The 19,371-nt window shown below is 65.9% G+C and carries 20 protein-coding genes; 7 read left to right on the plus strand and 13 right to left on the minus strand.

The window, feature by feature from the left end; translation table 11 throughout:
• Window positions 1-85: 85 nt before the first annotated feature.
• Window positions 86-1,507 carry an amidase family protein gene (locus Q7V45_RS16890; RefSeq protein ID WP_304854134.1) on the plus strand — a complete coding sequence of 474 codons (1,422 nt, stop codon included), beginning with the start codon at window positions 86-88 and terminating at the stop codon, window positions 1,505-1,507.
• Window positions 1,508-1,520: 13 nt separating this feature from the next.
• Here Q7V45_RS16890 and Q7V45_RS16895 read toward each other — a convergent pair whose 3' ends face one another.
• The 3 genes from Q7V45_RS16895 to Q7V45_RS16905 form a co-directional block, all read right to left on the minus strand.
• Window positions 1,521-2,015, minus strand: a complete 495-nt coding sequence (locus tag Q7V45_RS16895) for a hypothetical protein (RefSeq protein ID WP_304854136.1) — start codon at window positions 2,013-2,015, stop codon at window positions 1,521-1,523.
• A gap of 453 nt (window positions 2,016-2,468) precedes the next feature.
• Window positions 2,469-3,443, minus strand: coding sequence for a tripartite tricarboxylate transporter substrate binding protein (locus Q7V45_RS16900; RefSeq protein ID WP_304854138.1), 975 nt, complete (start codon window positions 3,441-3,443; stop codon window positions 2,469-2,471).
• A 26-nt stretch (window positions 3,444-3,469) separates the two neighbouring features.
• On the minus strand, window positions 3,470-4,369 hold the full coding sequence (locus tag Q7V45_RS16905) for an SDR family NAD(P)-dependent oxidoreductase (protein ID WP_304854140.1): 900 nt from the start codon (window positions 4,367-4,369) through the stop codon (window positions 3,470-3,472).
• A gap of 75 nt (window positions 4,370-4,444) precedes the next feature.
• Here Q7V45_RS16905 and Q7V45_RS16910 point away from each other — a divergent pair, with 75 nt between their 5' ends.
• Genes Q7V45_RS16910 through Q7V45_RS16920 form a run of 3 tightly spaced genes read left to right on the plus strand, consistent with a single transcriptional unit; the run spans window position 4,445 to window position 7,953 of the window.
• Entirely contained in the window at window positions 4,445-5,674 is a 1,230-nt protein-coding gene (locus tag Q7V45_RS16910) for a serine hydrolase (RefSeq protein WP_304854142.1), read from the plus strand.
• Between the two features lie 11 nt (window positions 5,675-5,685).
• Window positions 5,686-6,561, plus strand: coding sequence for a TauD/TfdA family dioxygenase (locus tag Q7V45_RS16915; RefSeq protein ID WP_304854144.1), 876 nt, complete (start codon window positions 5,686-5,688; stop codon window positions 6,559-6,561).
• Window positions 6,562-6,564: 3 nt separating this feature from the next.
• A complete protein-coding gene (locus tag Q7V45_RS16920; protein ID WP_304854146.1) occupies window positions 6,565-7,953 on the plus strand; it encodes an MFS transporter in 1,389 nt (462 codons plus the stop codon).
• Window positions 7,954-7,977: 24 nt separating this feature from the next.
• Here Q7V45_RS16920 and Q7V45_RS16925 read toward each other — a convergent pair whose 3' ends face one another.
• From Q7V45_RS16925 to Q7V45_RS16945, 5 genes are all read right to left on the minus strand, one after another.
• On the minus strand, window positions 7,978-8,715 hold the full coding sequence (locus Q7V45_RS16925; protein WP_304854148.1) for a VacJ family lipoprotein: 738 nt from the start codon (window positions 8,713-8,715) through the stop codon (window positions 7,978-7,980).
• Window positions 8,716-8,750: 35 nt separating this feature from the next.
• A complete protein-coding gene (locus Q7V45_RS16930) occupies window positions 8,751-9,593 on the minus strand; it encodes a MipA/OmpV family protein (RefSeq protein WP_304854150.1) in 843 nt (280 codons plus the stop codon).
• Between the two features lie 75 nt (window positions 9,594-9,668).
• Window positions 9,669-11,027 (minus strand): ATP-binding protein, encoded by a 1,359-nt coding sequence (locus Q7V45_RS16935; RefSeq protein WP_304854152.1) that lies wholly within the window; start codon window positions 11,025-11,027, stop codon window positions 9,669-9,671.
• 13 nt (window positions 11,028-11,040) lie between these two features.
• The gene (locus Q7V45_RS16940) at window positions 11,041-11,799 is read right to left on the minus strand and encodes a response regulator (protein ID WP_304854347.1); all 759 of its coding nucleotides are present in this window, start codon (window positions 11,797-11,799) and stop codon (window positions 11,041-11,043) included.
• Between the two features lie 109 nt (window positions 11,800-11,908).
• Window positions 11,909-12,862 carry a GlxA family transcriptional regulator gene (locus tag Q7V45_RS16945; protein ID WP_304854154.1) on the minus strand — a complete coding sequence of 318 codons (954 nt, stop codon included), beginning with the start codon at window positions 12,860-12,862 and terminating at the stop codon, window positions 11,909-11,911.
• Window positions 12,863-13,025: 163 nt separating this feature from the next.
• On the opposite strand from Q7V45_RS16945, the gene Q7V45_RS16950 reads away from it, so the two are divergent.
• Both Q7V45_RS16950 and Q7V45_RS16955 read left to right on the plus strand, forming a co-directional pair.
• Window positions 13,026-13,712 carry a DJ-1/PfpI family protein gene (locus Q7V45_RS16950; protein WP_304854156.1) on the plus strand — a complete coding sequence of 229 codons (687 nt, stop codon included), beginning with the start codon at window positions 13,026-13,028 and terminating at the stop codon, window positions 13,710-13,712.
• Window positions 13,713-13,779: 67 nt separating this feature from the next.
• On the plus strand, window positions 13,780-14,241 hold the full coding sequence (locus Q7V45_RS16955) for an isoprenylcysteine carboxylmethyltransferase family protein (protein WP_304854158.1): 462 nt from the start codon (window positions 13,780-13,782) through the stop codon (window positions 14,239-14,241).
• An 87-nt stretch (window positions 14,242-14,328) separates the two neighbouring features.
• On the opposite strand, the gene Q7V45_RS16960 is transcribed toward Q7V45_RS16955, so the two are convergent.
• Window positions 14,329-15,189 (minus strand): NAD(P)H-binding protein, encoded by an 861-nt coding sequence (locus Q7V45_RS16960; protein ID WP_304854159.1) that lies wholly within the window; start codon window positions 15,187-15,189, stop codon window positions 14,329-14,331.
• A gap of 106 nt (window positions 15,190-15,295) precedes the next feature.
• Here Q7V45_RS16960 and Q7V45_RS16965 point away from each other — a divergent pair, with 106 nt between their 5' ends.
• The gene (locus Q7V45_RS16965; RefSeq protein ID WP_304854161.1) at window positions 15,296-15,649 is read left to right on the plus strand and encodes a helix-turn-helix domain-containing protein; all 354 of its coding nucleotides are present in this window, start codon (window positions 15,296-15,298) and stop codon (window positions 15,647-15,649) included.
• Here Q7V45_RS16965 and Q7V45_RS16970 read toward each other — a convergent pair.
• From Q7V45_RS16970 to Q7V45_RS16985, 4 genes are read right to left on the minus strand one after another with little or no spacing between them, the layout of a single operon-like run.
• On the minus strand, window positions 15,646-16,194 hold the full coding sequence (locus Q7V45_RS16970) for a hypothetical protein (RefSeq protein WP_304854163.1): 549 nt from the start codon (window positions 16,192-16,194) through the stop codon (window positions 15,646-15,648). The genes Q7V45_RS16965 and Q7V45_RS16970 overlap by 4 nt on opposite strands.
• Before the next feature lie 59 nt (window positions 16,195-16,253).
• On the minus strand, window positions 16,254-17,414 hold the full coding sequence (locus Q7V45_RS16975; RefSeq protein WP_304854164.1) for an acyl-CoA dehydrogenase family protein: 1,161 nt from the start codon (window positions 17,412-17,414) through the stop codon (window positions 16,254-16,256).
• A 20-nt stretch (window positions 17,415-17,434) separates the two neighbouring features.
• A complete protein-coding gene (locus Q7V45_RS16980) occupies window positions 17,435-18,454 on the minus strand; it encodes an ABC transporter substrate-binding protein (protein WP_304854165.1) in 1,020 nt (339 codons plus the stop codon).
• The gene (locus tag Q7V45_RS16985; protein WP_304854166.1) at window positions 18,451-19,239 is read right to left on the minus strand and encodes a YdcF family protein; all 789 of its coding nucleotides are present in this window, start codon (window positions 19,237-19,239) and stop codon (window positions 18,451-18,453) included. The genes Q7V45_RS16980 and Q7V45_RS16985 overlap by 4 nt, the downstream gene beginning before the upstream one ends.
• Between the last annotated feature and the right edge of the window lie 132 nt (window positions 19,240-19,371).

The raw sequence follows: 19,371 nt of genomic DNA on the forward strand, positions 1-19,371 counted from the left end.
CGACTTGGGAGAAATCAGAGTCGACACTGATATGTCCCGAGCACTCTGAAACATCCAACCTCCGTCGAGAACCGACCAATTGCGCATGTCTGACTCTGCATTCGACTGGCTTTCCGCATCGGAACTCTCAAAACTTCTGGCACGAGGTGAAGCTTCCCCCGTCGATATCGTCGATGCCATGTTGAAGCGTGCATCGGCGCTGCAACCTCATATCAACGCGCTGGTCCTGATCGATGCCGAAGGCGCACAGGCTGCTGCAAGAGCTGCAGAATCGCGCTGGCAAAGGGGCCAACCGCTGTCACCATTCGACGGCATTCCGACGACGATCAAGGATACGACGAACGTAAAGGGCTGGCCGACCCGTTATGGCTCGCACTCGACCGACGAGACTCCAGCCAGCGAAAACGCCGCCGTCACCGACAGGTTTCTTGCGGCCGGGATGATTATTCTTGGGAAGAGCACAACCCCCGAGTTCGGCTGGAAGGCGCTCACCGACTCCCCGTTGCAGGGCACGACCCGCAACCCCTGGAACATCGCCCACTCGCCCGGCGGTTCCTCAGGCGGCGCCTCGGCGCTGACGGCGGCAGGCATCAACCCCTTCAACCATGGCAACGATGGCGGCGGCTCGATCCGCATCCCTGCGGCGCACACCGGCCTGGTAGGACTGAAGCCCTCCTACGGTCGCATCCCGCAATACCCGGCCGATGCCCCCTTCGCCGACGTCATCAGCCAGGGCGTGCTGGCACGCACGGTGCTCGACACGGCGATGGCGCTGAACCTCACGGCAGGGCCCGACCCGCGCGACTGGCGTTCCCTGCCTGACGAGGCGCGCGACTACACGGTCGGCCTCGATGCCGGCGTGCGCGGCTGGAAAATCGGGCTCAGCCTCGACCTCGGCCATGTGAAAGCCGATCCGGAGGTGCGCGAGCTCGTCGCCGCCGCGGCGCGGCGCTTCGAGGATCTCGGCGCGCATGTCGAGGAAGTCGGTCCGATGTTCGAACCGCTGCAGCAGCATTTCGAGCCGCTGTGGATCGGCGCCTTCGCCACGCGCTTCCGGCAGATTCCGAGCCAGCTTCACACCAAGCTCGACCCGGGGCTGCGCGCGCTCATGGAAAAGGGTCTGGCGATCACGCTCGCCGATTATGCCAAAGCCTTCGAGGCGCGGAGCAAGCTGGCGCGCGACCTCGCGCTCTGGCATCGCAACTTCGATCTGCTGCTCGCGCCGGTCGCGCCGACGGCCGGACCGCCGGTGGAGACGCTCTACAACTCCGAGGCGTTTCCGCGCTGGACCAAGGGCGCGCCCTACACGCTGCCCTGCAACCTCACCGGCCAGCCCGCCGCCTCGATGCCCGCGGGCCTGACCAGGGCGGGGCTGCCGATCGGCCTTCAGATCATCGGGGCGCCGCGCGCCGACGCGAGCGTCCTGCGGGCGATGCGAGCCTACGAGAGCGCAAGCGGCTGGACCTGGCCGCAGCCCCGCGTGCTGGACTCTTTGAAGGCGTTGTGACGGCGGAGCGCCCTCAGGCCGCGCGCGACACGTTGCCGGGCGGCGCCGGCCGAACGACGCGCAATGCGATGACGAGCATCCGGTAGCCGAGGAAGCCGGCGCACAGTGCGCTGGCGGCAGCGATGTAGCCCGGCTCGATCAGGGCCTCACCAAGCATCGCAGAGGTGAAGTCGATTCCGGACAGCGCGGCGAGAATGAGCGCCGCGACCAGGCCGTCGACAGTTGCGGGCAGCGAGACGAGTCCGGCTTTGCGGTTCGACTGCACGCTGAGCATCCAGCCGCGAACACGGCCGATCATCGATCCCAATGCAAAGGCCACGACCCACAGGATGTCGAACAGAATGCTCGTCTCGAAGACGCCGGCAAGCAGCATCAAAGTGGCCAACACCGCGAAGCCTCCGGGCAAGGCCACCCGACCCAGGGTCGTAACGCCGCCGCGCGACTGCAGGGCCATCGTCCAGAGGCAAAGGGCAGCGAACAGAAGCGTAAGGCCGTTCGCCAGGCTCAAAGTCGCAATCATGGGAGAGAGCAAACGACACGGCACGGAACGAGTAAAGCGCCGAGGCTGCACAGACACTGTCGGTTTCATACCCATGCGACTTCAGCGCATGCGAAACCGACCGGGCCTCCCGAGCCCTGAAGGCGACGATGAAGCCATCGAATAGTTGAAAATACGGGGAAAAACGACATGCCGCCCCAGTCAGGGGATGGCGCGATGGCAGCGCCGCCGCTTGCAGTCGCCCTTTCGGCCACGTCGTCGCAGGCCCGGCAGACGCCGCCCGACTCGCGGCCGGACGCTTCTGATTGCCGGCGCAGGCGGCGTGCAGGGCACCAACTTTCGCTGCCTCGAGAGCGCCGACCCAGCACCGACTGCTTCACCGCCGACGGATTGCCGACGACGAGCCGAACGACAGCGGCGCCGGGTTCGCCGGCGCCGCTGCTCCAACTCGTGGACGGTAGATCAGGCGTCGGGTTTGACCCCGGCGGCGGTGATCACCTTCTCCCACTTGTCGATCTCGTTCTGCAGAAACTTGCCGGTATCCTCCGGCGTCGCACCGACGGGGATCACGGCCTGCTCGGCGAGACGCTTCCGCAGCGCCTCGTCCCGCACGGCCTTCGAGACCTCGGCCGATACCTTGTCGACGATCTCCTTGGGCGTGCCCGCCGGCGCGAGAAACATCACCCAAGTCGATGATTCGATCAGCGGTCCGCCCGATTCGACGATGGTCGGGATCTCCTCGACGCCCGGCACGCGGTTCTTCGACAGCATGGCGAGCGCTCGGATCTTGCCGGCACGCACCTGGGTCATCACGCCGATCGGCGCATCGATCAGCATCTGGATGTTGCCCGAGGCGAGGTCGGCCAGCGCCGGCGCGGTGCCCTTGTAGGGCACGTGCACCATGTCGATGCCCGCGACCTGCTTCATCAGCTCGCTGGTGAGGTGGGCCGCAGCGCCGACACCCGACGAACCGAACGAGATCTTGCCCGGGTTCTTCTTGGCGTAGGCGATCAGCTCGCCGACGTTCTTCACCGGCAGGTCGTTGGTCACCGTGATGATGAGCGGCGCGACGCCGACCAGCGACACCGGCGCAAAGCCCTTCACCGGATCGAATTTCAGCTTGCCGGCATAGAGCGTCTTGTTGGCGGCATGGGCGGCAATCACCGTCAGGAAGGTGTAGCCGTCGGGAGCCGCGTTCGCGACGATCTCCGCCCCGATCAGCGAGTTGGCGCCCGGCTTGTTGTCGACCACGAAGGTCTGCCCGACGTTCATCTTCTCGAGCGTGAGCCGTGTCGTCACGTCGGTCAGGCCACCGGCCGTATAGGGCACGACCCAGCGGATCTGCTTGTTCGGCCAGGCCTGGGCGCGTGCGGCGCCCGGAACCAGCGCAGCCGCGGCCGTCGCCGCGAGAGCCGTTCGGCGATTGATCTTCAACATTCTGTTTCCTCTTTCCCTGTTTGATTTCAGTCCAGATCGAGACCGTTCATGCCGGCGTTCTTGCGCGCCTTCCGGGCGATCTCGCCCAGCACCTTGCCGGCCTGCACCGGATCCATGATCTGGTCGACCGTCGGGCCCTTATGCCAGCCCTCGGCGACGGCGAATATGCCGTTTCCGGCCTGGAACACGCGGCCCGTGACCTCGCGGCTGTCCTCGCTGACCAGCCAGGTCGCGACCGGGGCGATCCACTTGGGGTCGCGGCGCTTCTTGTCCTCTTCCGAATACTCGCGCAGGTCCTCGGTCATGCGCGTGAACGCCGACGGCGAGATCGAGTTCACGGTGACGCCATAGCGGCCGAGTTCGCGCGCGGCGATGATGGTGAAGGAGGCGATGCCGGCCTTGGCCGCCCCGTAGTTGGTCTGGCCGATATTGCCGTAGATTCCCGATACCGACGTGGTCGTGATGATACGCCCATCGACCGGGCCGCCCTTGAGCTTGGCCTGGTCGCGCCAGTAGGCAGCGGCGTGACGTGCCGGCGCGAAGGTGCCCTTGAGATGAACCTTGATGACCGCGTCCCACTCGTCCTCACTCATGTTCACGAGCATGCGATCGCGCAGGATGCCGGCGTTGAGCACGATGGCGTCGAGCTTGCCGAACGCCTCGACCGCCTGCTCGATCATGTGCTTGGCGCCATTCCAGTCGGAGACGTCGTCGCCGTTGGCCACGGCCTCGCCGCCCATCGCCTTGATCTCGTCCACGACCTGCTGGGCGGGGCCCACGTCGTTGCCCTTGCCGGACCGGTCGCCGCCCAGGTCGTTCACGACCACCTTGGCGCCGTGCTCCGCCAGCATCAGGCAATGCTCCCGGCCGACGCCGCGGGCGCCACCTGTCACGATCGCCACCCGTCCCTCGCACAATCTTGCCATTGCTCCCTCCCGTCTTTTGCGTGTCTGAAACCTGTCGTCTTGGGCTAGTCTAGCGGGGCTTACAGGAGGATCGCCATGGACACGCTGCCGCTCGTCACCCCCGAACAGGTCGGGCTTTCCGCAGCGCGGCTCGACCGCGTGCGTACCTGGATGAATGGATGGGTCGATAGCGGGAAGCTGGCCGGCATGGTCACCTGCGTCATGCGCAGGGGTGAGCTGGCCTTCGCCGAGGTCGTGGGCAAGTCCGACGTGGCCCGCAACAAGCCGATGCGGGCCGACACCATCTTCCGCATCTATTCCATGACCAAGCCACTGACCTCGACGGCGATCATGATGCTGTACGAGGAGGGCCGCTTTCAGCTCGACGACCCGATCTCGAGGTTCATTCCCGCCTTCGCCAACCCGCGCGTCATGGTGGGCGGCAGCCGCGGCAAGATCGAGACCGTGCCGGCCGAGCGTGAGATCAACTTCCGCGACCTGCTCACCCACACGTCGGGCCTGACCTACGGTTTCATGGAGAGCAACCCGGTCGATGCCGCCTATCGCGCCAAGCAGGACGGTGTCGACTTCCAGACGGCCGACACCAGCCTGAAGCAGGTCGTCGAGCGGCTGGCACAGCTGCCGCTGATCGCCCAGCCGGGCAAGGCCTGGAACTACTCGGTTTCGACCGACGTGCTGGGCTACCTGGTCGAGGTGATTTCCGGCCAGCCGTTCGAAAAGTACCTGAAGGACAAGGTCATCGACCCGCTCGGCATGGTCGACACCGACTTTCACGTGCCGGCCGCCAAGCACGACCGCTTCGCCGCCAACTACAGCGCCGGTCCCGGCGGCAGGCTCGACCTGATCGACGATCCGGCCAAGAGCCGCTACCTCGCGCCGCGCAAGGTGAACTCGGGCGGCGGCGGCCTCGTCTCGACCGCGTCGGACTACCTGCGCTTCTGCAAATTCATGCTGAACAAGGGCGAACTCGACGGCGTGCGCCTGCTCGGCCGCAAGACGGTCGAGCTGATGACCATGAACCACCTCAAGGGCGACATGGCCGACATGGGCACGCCGCGCTTCTCCGAGTCGACCTACACCGGCATCGGCTTCGGCCTCGGCTTCTCGGTGATGATCGATCCGGCCAAGGCTTACATCGCCGGAACCCCCGGCGAGTATGCCTGGGGCGGCGCCGCCTCCACCGCGTTCTGGATCGACCCGGTCGAGGACATGGCCGTGGTGCTGCTGACGCAGCTCATGCCGTCCTCGACCTACCCGATCCGGCGTGAGCTCCGCGTGCTCACCTACCAGGCGATCATCGACTGAGGGCCAATACCATGCGCAACACCGGCAGCATCGAAGTCCACAAGATCCATCCGCTGTTCGGCGCGGAGATCACCGGCATCGACATCACGCGGCCCCTTTCGGCGCGCGAGTTCGGGCCGATCCGCGCCGCGTTCGAGGAGCATTCCGTGCTCCTGTTCCGCGATCAGGTGATGGACGACGACACGCAGATCGCCTTCAGTGAGAATTTCGGCCCGCTGGAGACGACGCTCAGCTCCAATCCCGCCGCCGGCACCAAGTTCGCTCGCCAGTCCAACCTCGACATCATGACGGGCGAGCCGATCCCGCCGGATGACATGCGCATGATCTACCAGAAGGCCAACTACTTCTGGCACTCTGACTCGTCCTTCAAGCGCATCCCGTCGCTCTGCTCTATCCTGACGGCGCGGATCTGTCCGCCCGAGGGCGGCAACACCGAGTTCCTGAACATGCGGGCGGCCTGGGACGCACTGCCGCCCGCCCTCCAGGCGACGATCCATCCGCTCGTGGCCGAGCATGCGCTCTCCCACTCGCGCGACCGGGTGCAGAAGGGCATCCTGAGCGCCAAGTCGCTGTCGGAGCTGCCGCCGGTCAAGCAGCGCATGTTCCGCGACAACCCCATCAACGGCCGCCGCGCGCTCTATATCGGCGCCCATGCCGGCCGGATCCTCGACTGGCCGGAGCCGATGTCGAAGGCGATCCTGTGGGAACTGGCGCAGCGCGCGGAACAGCCGGAGTTCATGATGTCGCACGCCTGGCGCGAGGGCGACGTGATCGTCTGGGACAATCGCGCCGTCCTGCATCGCGCGACCTACTATGACGCGACCAAGCACAAGCGCCTGATGCAGCGCACTACCATCGGCGGCGACGAACTGACGGTTCCCCAGTAACAGATGGCCAAACCTGCTTCAGCCGGCCCGGCCCCCGACGGCATGCCGTCAGGGCCACGCCGGCTCGCCGCCGTGGCGACCATCACCATCGGCCTGTCGATGGCGGTGCTCAGCAATTCGATGACCAATCTCGCTTTGCCCTACATCGCGAACGACCTCGCGATCACGGCGGAAAGCTCGATCTGGATCGTCAACGCCTATCAGATCGCCTTGATGATCATGCTGCTGCCGGTGGCGGCGCTGGGCGACATCGTAGGCTATCGCACCGTCTATCGCTGGGGCTTGGTCGTCTTCTCGCTGGCCTCGATCGGCTGCGTGCTGGCGCCCTCGCTTTCCTGGCTGATCGCCGCGCGCACGCTGCAGGGGCTGGGAGGCGCGGCCATCATGGCCATCCAGCCCGCCCTGGTTCGATCGATCTATCCGCGTGCCGCGCTCGGCCGCGGCCTCGGCTTCAACACCACCGTCGTGGCGACCTCGCTGGCCGCCGGGCCCAGCCTCGGCGCCGCGCTGCTCGCCATCACGAGCTGGCCGATTCTGTTTGCCGTCTACATTCCACTGGGTGTGCTGTCCTTCTTCCTTGCGGGCCGCTTCCTGCCCGTGACGACCCATGCCAAGCGACCTTTCGACGTGCTCTCGGCGGTACTGTCCGGCGGCACGTTCGGCCTGCTGATCTTCGGCGTCGACGGCGTGGGCCACGGCCATCCCGTGCCTGTGATCGTGGCCGAGCTGCTGGGTGCGGTGCTGTTCGGTACGTTGTTCGTCTGGCGCCAGCGCAAGCTGGCGGACCCGATGATGCCGATCGACATGTTTGCCCGGCCGATCTTCTCGCTCTCGATCTCGGCCTCAACCTGCACCTTTGCCGCACAAGGCCTGGCCTTCGTCAGCCTGCCCTTCTTCTTCCATACGGTGCTGGGACGCGACGCCACCGCGACCGGCCTGCTGCTGACGGCGTGGCCGCTCGCCCTGGCCGGCGTCGCGCCAATCGCCGGCCGGCTGGCCGACCGCCACCATGCCGGCGCGCTAGGCACGATCGGCCTGACCTGCATGGCCTCCGGCATGATCCTGACCGCGCTGCTGCCGCCAGATCCCTCGGCGTTCAACATCATGTGGCGACTGGTCCTGTGCGGCGCGGGCTTCGGACTCTTCGCCGCCCCCAATAACCGGCTGATCATGAACGCCGTGCCGCGCGACCGCAGCGGCAGCGCCGGCGGCATCATCGCCACCGCGCGGACGCTTGGCCAGACGATGGGCGCCGCACTGGTCGCCCTGGTCTTCGGTCTGTTCGACTTTTCCGGCGGCGGCGCGGCTGACGCGGCGCGGGCGGCAATCTGGCTGGGTGCCGGCTTCGCCCTAACCGCCCTCGTGCTGAGCAGCCTGCGCCTAAGGCATTGATGTCATCCGACGTGAGATAGGCGCCTACTTCCCGGCCTTTCCCTCCTCGACGAGCGCCTCTCGAAGCTGTGCCGCCGCACTTCGCGACGCTGCATAGTAATCGAGCGATTGCTTCTCCAGCGATTCGGTCGCGCTCAACGCGCGGGCTCGGCCATCGACCATACCGGCTGCTCCGGCGGCCGCGCCGATGATCGCGCCTCCGGGAATGAAGTTCGTGGGATTGGCAACCACGTCGACAACCGTTCCGACCGTGTCGCGGACACTCGAGGGACCCAACAGGGGCAGTTGAACGCTCGGCCCGGGGCCGACGCCCCACACGCCGAGCGTCTGACCGAAATCAGCGCGGTGACCCGGTCGATTCCAGTCCGTCGCCACATCGAACAGCCCGCCGCCGCCGACCGTCGTATTGATCGCAAAGCGCTGGACGGTGTTCCAGCTACGGCCGAGATTCCCCTGGAGCAGGTCGTTTATGGCGACGGCCGGCTGGCGCAGGTTTCCGACGAGGTTGTGGATCCCATTCTGCGCAACACTCGGCATATGTTCCTGGTAGGCGCGAGCGACGGGTTGCAGCGCATTGTCGTCCACGAACTTGTTTCCTGCGAAGACGACACGATTGGTCGGCTCGGCCGGATCGTTGATCCGCCTGTATTCGGCGCGTGCCTCGGGCTCGGCCGGCGGATGGGCGCACGCGCCGAGGGTGATGGCTGAGCCGGCACAGATAGCTGCGCCCAGCAGGCGCTTCGCGGTCGTGGCAATGGACATCTCGATCTCCATTTCAGGGCACAGGCGCAATGTTGTCAGAAGCGATATCCGACCATAGCCAGGATGTTCATGTTCACGTTGGATACCGTGATCGGGCTATAGTCGGCAGACCCGGTGAGCCAGACCAGGCCGGCATCGGCGGAGAGTATCCAGTTCGCGCCGAGCCGATGCCGCAGGTTGACGCCCAGCCCGACATTCTTGATGCCCGACTCCGCCTGGTAGATGGCGTAGCCGGAGGTAATCGACTGCCCGGGCGTGACGCCGAACCAGGTCTGCATGTAACTCTGGTCGGCCCAGGTGGCGAACAGTCGCCCCGTGACCGTCGTATGGTCCCCCAGCCGAACCGGCATCGCGATCAGGCCGTCGATCAAGAGGCCGTTGTTGCCCTCAGCGAGGTATTTGGTCAGCGTGGTCCCCAACACGACGGGACCCAGCTTGTAGTTCGCAAAGGCGCGTAGCCCCGCGGCGGCTGGAATGTTGCCGAGCCCATTCAACCGCTCGTCGCCCTGGGTGAAGACGTTGTTGCTGCCCTGCAAGCGACCGAGACTGTAGGTCAGGCCGCCGCCGATCTGCAGGCCATCCTTGCGCCAGTAGGCGTTCAGTCCCGACGTATCGAGCGAGATCATGTCATTGTAGATGACGCTCACGAGCGGTACGGGCGAGACGAAGTAGCGGTCGCTGCCTTCGAAAGTCGGCCGGACCAGTGCACCTGCACCGAGGGTCACGGACCAGACACTCGATTTGCCGTTGCCGGCAAACGGGTCGCTGGCTGGCTGCCCGTGGGCAACGGGCGACAGCACCAGAGAAGCGGCGATGAGCCAGAAGGCGAGGGACAAGGACCAGTGCCGGCGCTCAAGGGCCTCGGAAAGGAGATGCATCGATCAAACCTGCCTGGTTCAGTGAGGAAGACCTCGACCATAGGAGCAGGCGGCGTCGCGCTGTTTTAAGTGATGTTAAGAGATGTTACCGCCACCGACTGCCGGCTTGCCGGGCAGCCTCGCACGAACGATCAGGCCATGGGGTGCGCGGTCGAGAAGTTCGATCTCGCCGCCGTGACTCCTGACGACATCACGAGCAATCGAGAGACCGAGGCCAAAGCCGCTGCGCGCAACGCCGCCGCGCGCAGCGTCTACCTTGAAGAACGGGTCGAAAGCCTTCTTGCGCAGCACCGGCGGAATTCCCGGCCCATCGTCACCAACATCGATCTCCACATCGTGCCCCTCCAGGAGACGAAGCGACACCGTGACGACAGCGCCATGCTTGGTCGCATTGTCCACGATGTTGGAGATCGCACGCACCAGCACGTTCGGCCGGCATCGATAGGTGTGCCGCGGCGGCCCAACGTATGTGACGTTGTGGCCAACATCGGCGAATTCGGCACAAACAGTCTGGAGCAGGCTCGGCAGGTCGACACGCGATAGCCCTTCAGAACGAACGTCGTCGCGCAGGTAATTGAGCGTCTCGTCGAGCATGTGCGTGATCCGCGCGATCTCATGGAGCTGCCCTTCCCGATGCACCGGATCGGCGACCCTTTCCGCGCGCAGCCGGAGCCGGGTCAACGGAGTACGAAGGTCATGGCTGATGGCGGCCAGCATGCGTGTGCGCTCGTCGAGCAGGGCACGAATTCGCGTGCGCATATCATCGAGCGCATCGGCGACCTGGACGATCTCCCTGGGTCCACGGCGGCGCACGATCCGCCTGTCTTCCGGGGATCGCCCGAAGGACTGCGCGGCCGTCGCCATGGCGGACAGCGGCGAGATGATCCATCGTACGGCATAGATCGATAGAAGCGCCACGAAGAGCAACATGATGATCAGCATGAGAGCGGAAGGGGCCAGGACGATCGTCCAAAAGCTCAGGCCGACCAACACCTCGAACAGGAGCGCATCACGCTCGTTGAGTCGAACGACGAGCTGGTCGGGATCGCCGCCCAGAGAAGGAACGACTTCCAGAGCTTCGACACCCCAACCCAGATGCAGCCTGCGTATCAGAAGCATGACCGGAGCCGACAGGCAGCAGTCTTGTCGGGAGATCTGCAGGTCGCTCAGAGGGACGCGCCTCACCTTGATGCCGATATCCCGGGCAGCGGTGAGGATCGCGGCGACATCGTCGTCGCTCTTAGATGCCTGGGCGAGCCGCGTTATCGTGCCAATCTGAGTCGCCATGGTCGTCGCGCTGTATCGTGGATTCTCCTCGACGAAGAGGACTATGACGGTCATCACGATGAGGGTCGCCAGGATCGTGGAGATAGCCACGATGCCCGTGATCTGGCCGGTAATGCTGCGGGGGATCAAACGATCGAGGATTCGCATCGAGCGTCGCCTTTCAGGCCTCGCTGACCGGCGGGGTGAAGAGGTAGCCACCCAGCCGCACCGTCTTGATGAAGGTCGGCTCTCGCGGATCCGGCTCGATCTTCTGCCGGATGCGGCTGATATGAACGTCGATGCTGCGTTCGAGCGGCCCCGCCAGACGGCCGTGCGTCATCTCGACGAGCTGGTCGCGCGACATTACCCGGCCCGGATTCTGGCAAAGAGCGGCCAGCAGGTCGAATTCGACCGTCGTCGTCGCGACTTGGACGTCGTCGGGATTTCGCAACTGACGTGTCGCGAGATCGAGGCGCCATCCGTAGAAGACCAGCCGCCGCAGGCGCGGACGCGAGCCGTCATGTCCCCCTTGCGCGCGTCGAAGGAGTGCGCGGATTCGGGCAACCAGCTCGCGGGAATTGAACGGCTTGGTGACGTAGTCGTCGGCGCCGATCTCGAGGCCAACAATGCGATCGACATCCGCGCCTCGCGCCGTCAGCATGATGATCGGAATGGTCGACGCCGCCCGCAGCCGGCGGCAGATGCTGAGCCCGTCCTCGCCCGGCAGCATGATGTCGAGCACGACGAGGTCGACGGGCGTGGCGGCCATCGACGCCTCCATCTCAGCGGCCGACGCCACTGACAAAGCCGTAAAGCCGTTCTCGGCAAGTACCTCCACCAGCATCCGCGAGATTTCCGCGTCGTCCTCCACCAACAGGACACTAGGCCTTCCGTCGACGTTCATGGGGTGGGGTAACGTGATTTCGGCAACTCCGGGCATCTCACCATCTTTCCCCTTATCGTACGACGGGGTCACTGTCCGAGTTGTTTCCGTTTGTTAAGAAGACGCGATCACAATTGACACTCACCGCCATGGGGACTTGAACAAGCTAGCCCGTCGCGTGCATCTCGCGGAACAGCGACGGCGCCATGCCGAAGCGGCGCTCGAAGGCCTGGCAGAGTCGTGCCGAGGAGCGCAGGCCCACGCGGCCCGCGATCGTCTTGAGCGGCAGGCCCTTGGCCAATAGCGTGCGCGCCGCGTCGAGCCGCAGCGCCTCCACGAAGTGCGCCGGTGTCTTGCCGGTCGCCTCGACGAACTTGCGATAGAAGCTGCGCTCCGACAGGCCCGCGCGCGCGGCCAGCGTCGGCACGTCGAGCGGCTCGTCGAGATGGGCCTGCATCCAGTCGATCAGCCTCGCGAACGGGACATCGGCCTCGGACTGCGCCTGCAGCAACGGGCTGAACTGGGACTGGTAGCCGGGCCGCCGTGCGTAGAGCACGAAGTGCCGCGCAATCAGATTGGCCGTCGCTGCGCCGAGATCGGCCTCGACCAGGGCCAGCGCCATGTCGATGCCGGTCGTCACGCCGGCCGAGGTCCAGACCTTGCCGTCGACGACATAGAGCGCATCGGCATCCACGGTCAGTGCCGGGAACTTGTCGGCCAGCCGCTGGCAGCTCGCCCAGTGCGTGGCCACCCTCCTTCCGTCGAGCAATCCGGCGGCCGCCAGCACGAAGGCGCCGGTGCACACCGAACCGAAGCGCCGTGTCCGGGGTGCCACCCTGCGCAACCAGCGCCGCACGTCCTCGCGCGCCATCACGGCCTTGAGCCCTCGCGATCCGCCCACCACCAGCAGCGTGTCGTACTGCCCGCCGAACCGGCGGCTCACCAGCGCGACGCCGCAGTTGGACGTAACCGGGCCGCCGTCGGGCGAGACGATCTGCACGTCATAGGCGGGGCGTTCACGTCCCTCGTTGGCTGCGCCGAACACGGCGGCGGGCCCGGTGACATCGAGGAGCTGGCAGCCTTCATAGGCCAGGAGGGCGATGCGGCGGGGCTTTGGCATTGGCAGAAATTAGCCTCTATTTGTCATTTCTGCCAGACGCTCGATGAGGCTATACACGCACATTGTCATCCCGAGCGCAGCGAGGGACCTTTACTTCCACCGTGCAAAGGTCCCTCGCTGCGCTCGGGATGACACCTCTCTTGAGTTCGTGAAAGGAATTCCCATGGCAGACACGGTCCACATCGGCATCCTGCTCTTTCCCGACGTCACCCAGCTCGACGCGACCGGCCCCGCCCAGGTGCTGTGTCGCGTGCCCAATGCGAAGCTTCACATGATCTGGAAGACGCTCGATCCCGTGCGGACCGACTCCGGCTTCTCGATCGTCCCGACGACCACCTTCGCCGACTGCCCGCAGCTCGACGTGATCTGCGTGCCGGGCGGCGGCGGCCAGGTCCCGCTGATGACCGACGAGGAGACGCTCGCCTTCCTGCGCAAGCAGGCGGAAGGCGCGCGCTACGTCACCTCGGTCTGCACGGGCTCACTGGTGCTCGGCGCCGCCGGCCTCCTCAAGGGCTACAAGTCCGCCTGCCATTGGTCGTCACGCGAATTCCTGCCGGCCTTCGGTGCAATTCCGGTGGCCGAGCGCGTCGTGCGCGACCGCAATCGCATATCGGGCGGCGGCGTCACGGCCGGCATCGACTTCGGGCTCACCCTGGTGGCTGAACTGGCCGGCGAGGAAGTCGCCAAGTCGATTCAGCTCACGCTCGAATACGATCCGCAGCCGCCCTTCGATTCCGGCAGCCCCGAGAAGGCCGGACCCGAGCGTGTGCAGCGTCTGAAGGAACGCATCCACGGCATGCTGCTGAAGCGCCAGCAGGCAAACGATGAGGCTGCGGCCAAGCTCGCTTGAGCAAGCCGCCGCTCAGGGGAAGGGCTGAACCGCTGCACGGCCACTCCGCCAGACCTGGGTTTCGACGGTGAACAAGCTTGAACTGAAGGTTCCGCCGCCAGCCGCCGCTTTGCTCGTCGCCGGTGTCATGTGGTTGGTCGCCTACGGCTTGGACAGCCTCTCGTTCGCGTTGCCGGCGCGGCGAGCGGTCTTGATCGTGTTGGCCGTTTCAGGAATTGCAATTTCCGCGGCCGGCGCCTGGTCGTTCTGGCGCGCCCGAACGACCGTCAATCCGCACAGACCGGAGGCTACCTCGTCGCTCGTCGCGACAGGAATTTTCCGCTTCACTCGAAATCCGATGTATCTCGGCCTCTTCCTCGTCCTGGCAGGATGGGCCGCCCATCTGGCGAACGCAGCGGCCCTGCCGGGCCCGCTGCTGTTCGCTCTTTACGTCACACGCTTCCAGATCTTGCCCGAAGAGCGGGTGCTCGCCACCAAGTTCGGCCCGGAGTTCGACGCCTACAGGCGTCGGACCCGGCGCTGGATCTGATGCGGGCCGAGGCTGCAGAGCCGCCCGGAATGGCATCTGCGACCTCGTCTTCCGCAACGTCCTGCTCAAGACTCCAAACTCGATCGATCACCCTCCAGCCGCCAGACGCTGCAGCACGGCCTCGAGCGTCACGGTCCCCCGCCGCATCTCGCCGCCCGGCGGAAAGTCCAGGCGACCGGCATTGATTGCCTCGTCGAGGTCCGCGAGCTTCTCGGCATAGTCGGCACCCAGACCCGCCGCCACCAGCCCGGCCACCCAGTCCTCGCGTGACGACGGCACCGCGGTCACCGGCTTGCCGAGCAGCCGCGACAGGATCTCCGCCGCATCGAGCGCCGAGTAGCGAGCGGGCCCATCGAGATCGACGATGCGCGTGCCCGGTCGCGGCTCGAACAGCAGATCCGCCGCGACGCGGCCGACATCCAGCGCCGACACGGCCTCGTTGCGCTTGTCGAGGGGGAGCTTGCCCGTCGGGAGCACGCCCGCGTCGCGCGCCACCGGCACCATGGCCGCCCAGTTCTCGAGGAATTCGCCCGGCCGCAGGAACACAAGGGAGGGCGCGACCCCGGCAAGGGCCGCCTCGAAGTCATGCAGCACACGCACGATGCCGTTGCCCTCGCTGAGATGCGCGCCGACCGACGAAAGTGCCACGACATGCGGCACACGTGCCGTGCGCACCGCGGCGGCGATCGAACGCGCCGCGGCGCGCGAACCCGCCAGCACGTCTTCCGACTGCTTCGGCGGGACCAGCATCACGAAAGCGGCCTCCGCGCCCTCGAATGCCGCAGCGAGGCTGGCCGTGTCCGAGGCGTCCGCGCGCACGGTCTCGACACCAAGCCCCGCCGCGCGCGCCGGATCGCGGGACACCGCGCGTACCGGAACACCCTGGTGCTTCAGGGATTCGAGCGCTGCACCACCGACCTGACCGGTGACTCCCATGATGACGAACATTGCGACCTCCAAGGTTGTGAGGTTGCACCTAACATTCCAGTACGCTTTCCATAAGTACGCACATTTTTTATACTAGGTATCAGTCATGGGTTTGGAGGCGCACGCGATGGCCGAGACGAAGGCTCCCTGGTGTCCGGTGACGGCGACGGTCGAAGTGATCGGCGGCCGCTGGAAGTCCACGATCCTGTATCATCTGAAGGACGGGCCGCGGCGCTTCAACGAGCTGCGGCGCCTCGTTCCGGGCATCACGCAGCGCATGCTGACCTTGCAGCTTCGCGCACTGGAGGAGGACGGAATCGTGTCGCGCAAGGTGCTCAACACCGTGCCGCCGCACGTCGAGTATTCGTTCACGAAGAAGGGCTTGAGCCTCGGCCCCATCCTCGATGCGATGGAGGAATGGGGCGCGGCGCACCGCCCACGGCGGCGCGCACAGGCCGAAGCTCGCGCGCAGGCGCGCTAGTTCGCGCCGGCCGTTGCGCTTTCGATGGTGATGGCCTTGCCGGCCGCCATGTCGAACTTGAGACGACGCACGTAATCGAGATCGCGCCCCGTCACGCGCACGAAGCGGCTGCCGTCGGGATAGTCGATGGCGTGGATCGCTCCGACATCGTAGACGCCCGCATGGCCGGGCTCGAGTCTATAGGTCTTGACCTTCTCGAGCTTCGCATCGCCCGCGTCCGTGCCGCCGTCGACGCGCTTGTATTCGCTCATGTCGGTGTACTTCACCGCCTGACCATAGACCGCCCACGAGGCGCCGTGATCGTGCGGCGGGCTCTTGTGCGGCTTGGGATTGCAGTGCGCCAGCACGACGAAGCCGAGGTCCTTGTCCTCATGGAGCTTGCGCGTGCCGAGCGGCGCGGCGGGTCCCACGGCTTCGTCGACGAAGGACGGGTTGGCCAGCAGCTTCTCCAGCAGCACGCGAACCCGTTCGCGGCCGGCCGGTCCCTCGTGCGTCTTGAGCGCGGCCTGCGCGTCCTTGACGAACGTATCGAGCGTATAGGTCATGCGGCGGCTCCCTCGAGACAATGGCAGGCGGAAATGATCCGCCTGCCCGCCTCTTCCTGTCAACGTCCGCCGAAGATACGGCGGGCGATCACCATGCGATGCACTTCCGAGGGACCCTCGTAGACCCGCATGGTGCGGACCTTCTGCGCCATGATCGACAGCGGCAGCTCCTGCGTCACGCCCATGGCGCCGAACGCCTGCTGGGCATGGTCGATCACCTCGCTCGCCATCTCGGTCGCATAGACCTTGATCATCGACGCCTCCATGCGCACGTCGCGGCCCTCGTCCTGCTTCACCGCGGCATCCATCACCATCAGGCGGCAGGCATGCAGCTTCATCGCAGCGTCGGCCACCCACCACTGGATGGCCTGGCGGTCGGCGAGCTTCTCACCGAAGGTCACGCGCTGGTTGGCATGGTCGACCAGCATGTCGAGCGCGCGCTGCGCCATGCCGACACACCAGGAGCCCATCTGCAGGCGGCGAATCGTGAGGCGCATCTGCATGGGCGCGAAGCCCGCACCGATGCGGCCCAGCACCTGCGTCTCCGGCACGCGGCAATCCTCGAACACGACCTCGTAGGTCCGCTGCCCGGCCAGCATCGGGATGGCGCGCGCCACGACGAGGCCGGGCGTGCCCTTGTCGATCAGGAAGGCGGTGATGCCGCCGCGGGCGCCGAGGTTGGGATCGGTCACCGCCATGGCGATGGTGAAGTCGGCCTTGGCGATGCGGCTGATCCAGATCTTGCGGCCGTTGATCACCCAGTCGTTGCCGTCCTTCACCGCCCGCGTCTTCATGCCGGCGGGGTCGCCGCCCGCGCCGGGCTCGGAGATGGCGATCGCCGAGCTGGTCTCGCCAGCAGCATAGGGTTCGAGGTACTTCTTGCGCTGCTCCGGGCTCGCGGTCGCCAGCAGCATGTGCAGGTTGGGCGAGTCGGGCGGGAAGGTGAAGGGCACGCAGGTATAGCCCAGCTCCTCGTTGACGCCGACCAGCGCCACGGAAGGCAGGTTGGCGCCGCCGACTTCCTCGGGCACGTCGAGTGCCCACAGGCCCAGGTCCTTGCACTGCTTGAAGAGCCTGGCGTTCTCGTCGTCGGACAGCGACGCCTGCTGGCCCGACGCGAACCGGTCGAGCACGTTCTTCTCGAGCGGCATCAGTTCGTTGCGCACGAACTTCTTCACGAGATCGCGCAGCATCTGATGTTCTTCGTTGACCTGGTACATAGCAGCTCCTCCTGATTCGATTACGTCGGCTTTCCGATACCCTTGTTGACGAACTCGAGCGTGTAGGCCCGGGCCACGTCGAGCCCTCCCGGCAACACGCCGACATCGACCATCGACTGATAGAAGCCCTGCCAGCGCGCATCCGTCATCGCACCGATTCCGCCCTGCAGTGCATCCCCCGACATCACGATGCCACGCTCTTTCATCACCTCGATCGCGTACTGGATACGATCGTCGGTCTGTTCCGGATTGGCCTTCTTGATGAGTGCATTGCCGGCCTCGATGGCGGGGCCGCCCTTGAGATACTGAGCCCAGCCTTCGAGCGTCGCGTCCACGAACCGCTGGATGAGGTCGCGCTTCTCGCCGGCGAGCTTGCGCGAGATCGCGATGGTGGTCTGGTAGGCGCTGAAGCCTGCATCGGCGAGCAGCAGGTAGGGCGGCATGCGGCCGATCACCTTCGAGATCGAATAGGGCTCCGACGAGATGAAGCCCTGCTGCACGACATTCCTGTCGGCGAGGAACGGCGCCATGTTGAACGTGTAGGGCCTGAGCTGCTCGTCGCGCAGCCCGAACTTCTTGCGGAGATACGGCCAGTAGGTGACGCGCCCACCGCTGCCGATCAACAGGGTGCGGCCCTTGAGGTCCTCGAAGCCGTCGAAGCCGGTATCGGGATGGCCGATCAGGACCTGCGGGTCCTTCTGGAAGATCGAGGCGATGGTGAAGAAGGGTGCGCTCTCTCGCACGTAGGTGAACGCCTCGAAGCTGTTCGACATGGTCATGTCGACACGGCCCGTCAGCAACAACTGCCCGATGTTCAGGCTCGGTCCGCCCTGGCGGATGTCGCACTCGATGCCGGCCTTGCGATAGAGGCCGGCGGCGACCGCCTGGTAGTAGCCGCCATGTTCGGCCTGGGCGCGCCAGTCGGTCTGGAAGACGAGTCTGTCGAGCGTCTGCGCGTGGGTCGGACGTGCGAGCGGCAGCAGGAGCGGCGCGGCAGCGAGGCCGAGCGCGGCGCGGCGGCTGAGGCGATAGGCGGTCATGGTGCGAGACCGTCTCCGCGGCGGTCGAAGTTGAGCGCGACCAGCTCCTTGATCGCCAGGTTGGACTCACCGAGCGCTTCGACGGAAGGCAGCCAGGCCTCCCACCACGCGATCGCGCCGTTGGGCACGCTCCAGTCGACTCCGAAGATCGCGAAGTTGAGGCCGCCCCGCCTGGCCAGCTTGGCTGCCCGCGGTACATGGAAGGCCGACGTGATGATCGCCACTCTTCCCTCCTTCACGAATTCCCGTACGTTGCGGATGTTCTCGATCGTGTTCAGCGCCTTGCCCTCGGAGACGATGGCATCGCTGGGAACGCCCAGGTCGAGCAGGAAGCGCCGCATTGCTTCGGCCTCGGTTGTTGCCGGCCCGCCCTGCTGTTGGATGAACGATCCACCGCTCACGATGATCTTGGGCGCAGCGCCCGACTTGAACATGCGGGCTGCCTGCCAGAGGCGATCGGACGCGTCGTTCAGTTCGGGCTCCATCGTATAGGGCGGGGCGGCGGGCGCGATGCTGCCGCCCAGCACGACGATGGCGTCGTAGCAGCACGGCTGATTGCCGGCGACGAGTTCGCGGGCCTTCTCCTCGATCTGCCGGTTGAGCAGCCCCGTCACCGGCGGGAAGGACAGGACGAGAATCTGGAGGAGCGCGAGACCGAACGGTACGGCGGCAAGGCGGCGCCATCCCACCAGGCGCAGCAGCAGCCACAGCACGACGCCGATCGACAGCGAGGCCGGCGGCAGCATCAGGGTGGCGAGGATCTTCAGGATGACGAAGGTGTTCATGCCGGTCTGCGTCGCGCTCCGATTATACTAGAGCAAACCGCCGGCAGGCCCGCTCAAAGGATTGCGAAGATGTCGCTGTGCGGTGACGGCAGCCGCGCCGAAGCGAGACAAAAAGAAGGGCGGGTCCGGCCT

This window comes from Reyranella sp. (genome assembly GCF_030651995.1).
Lineage (GTDB): Bacteria > Pseudomonadota > Alphaproteobacteria > Reyranellales > Reyranellaceae > Reyranella.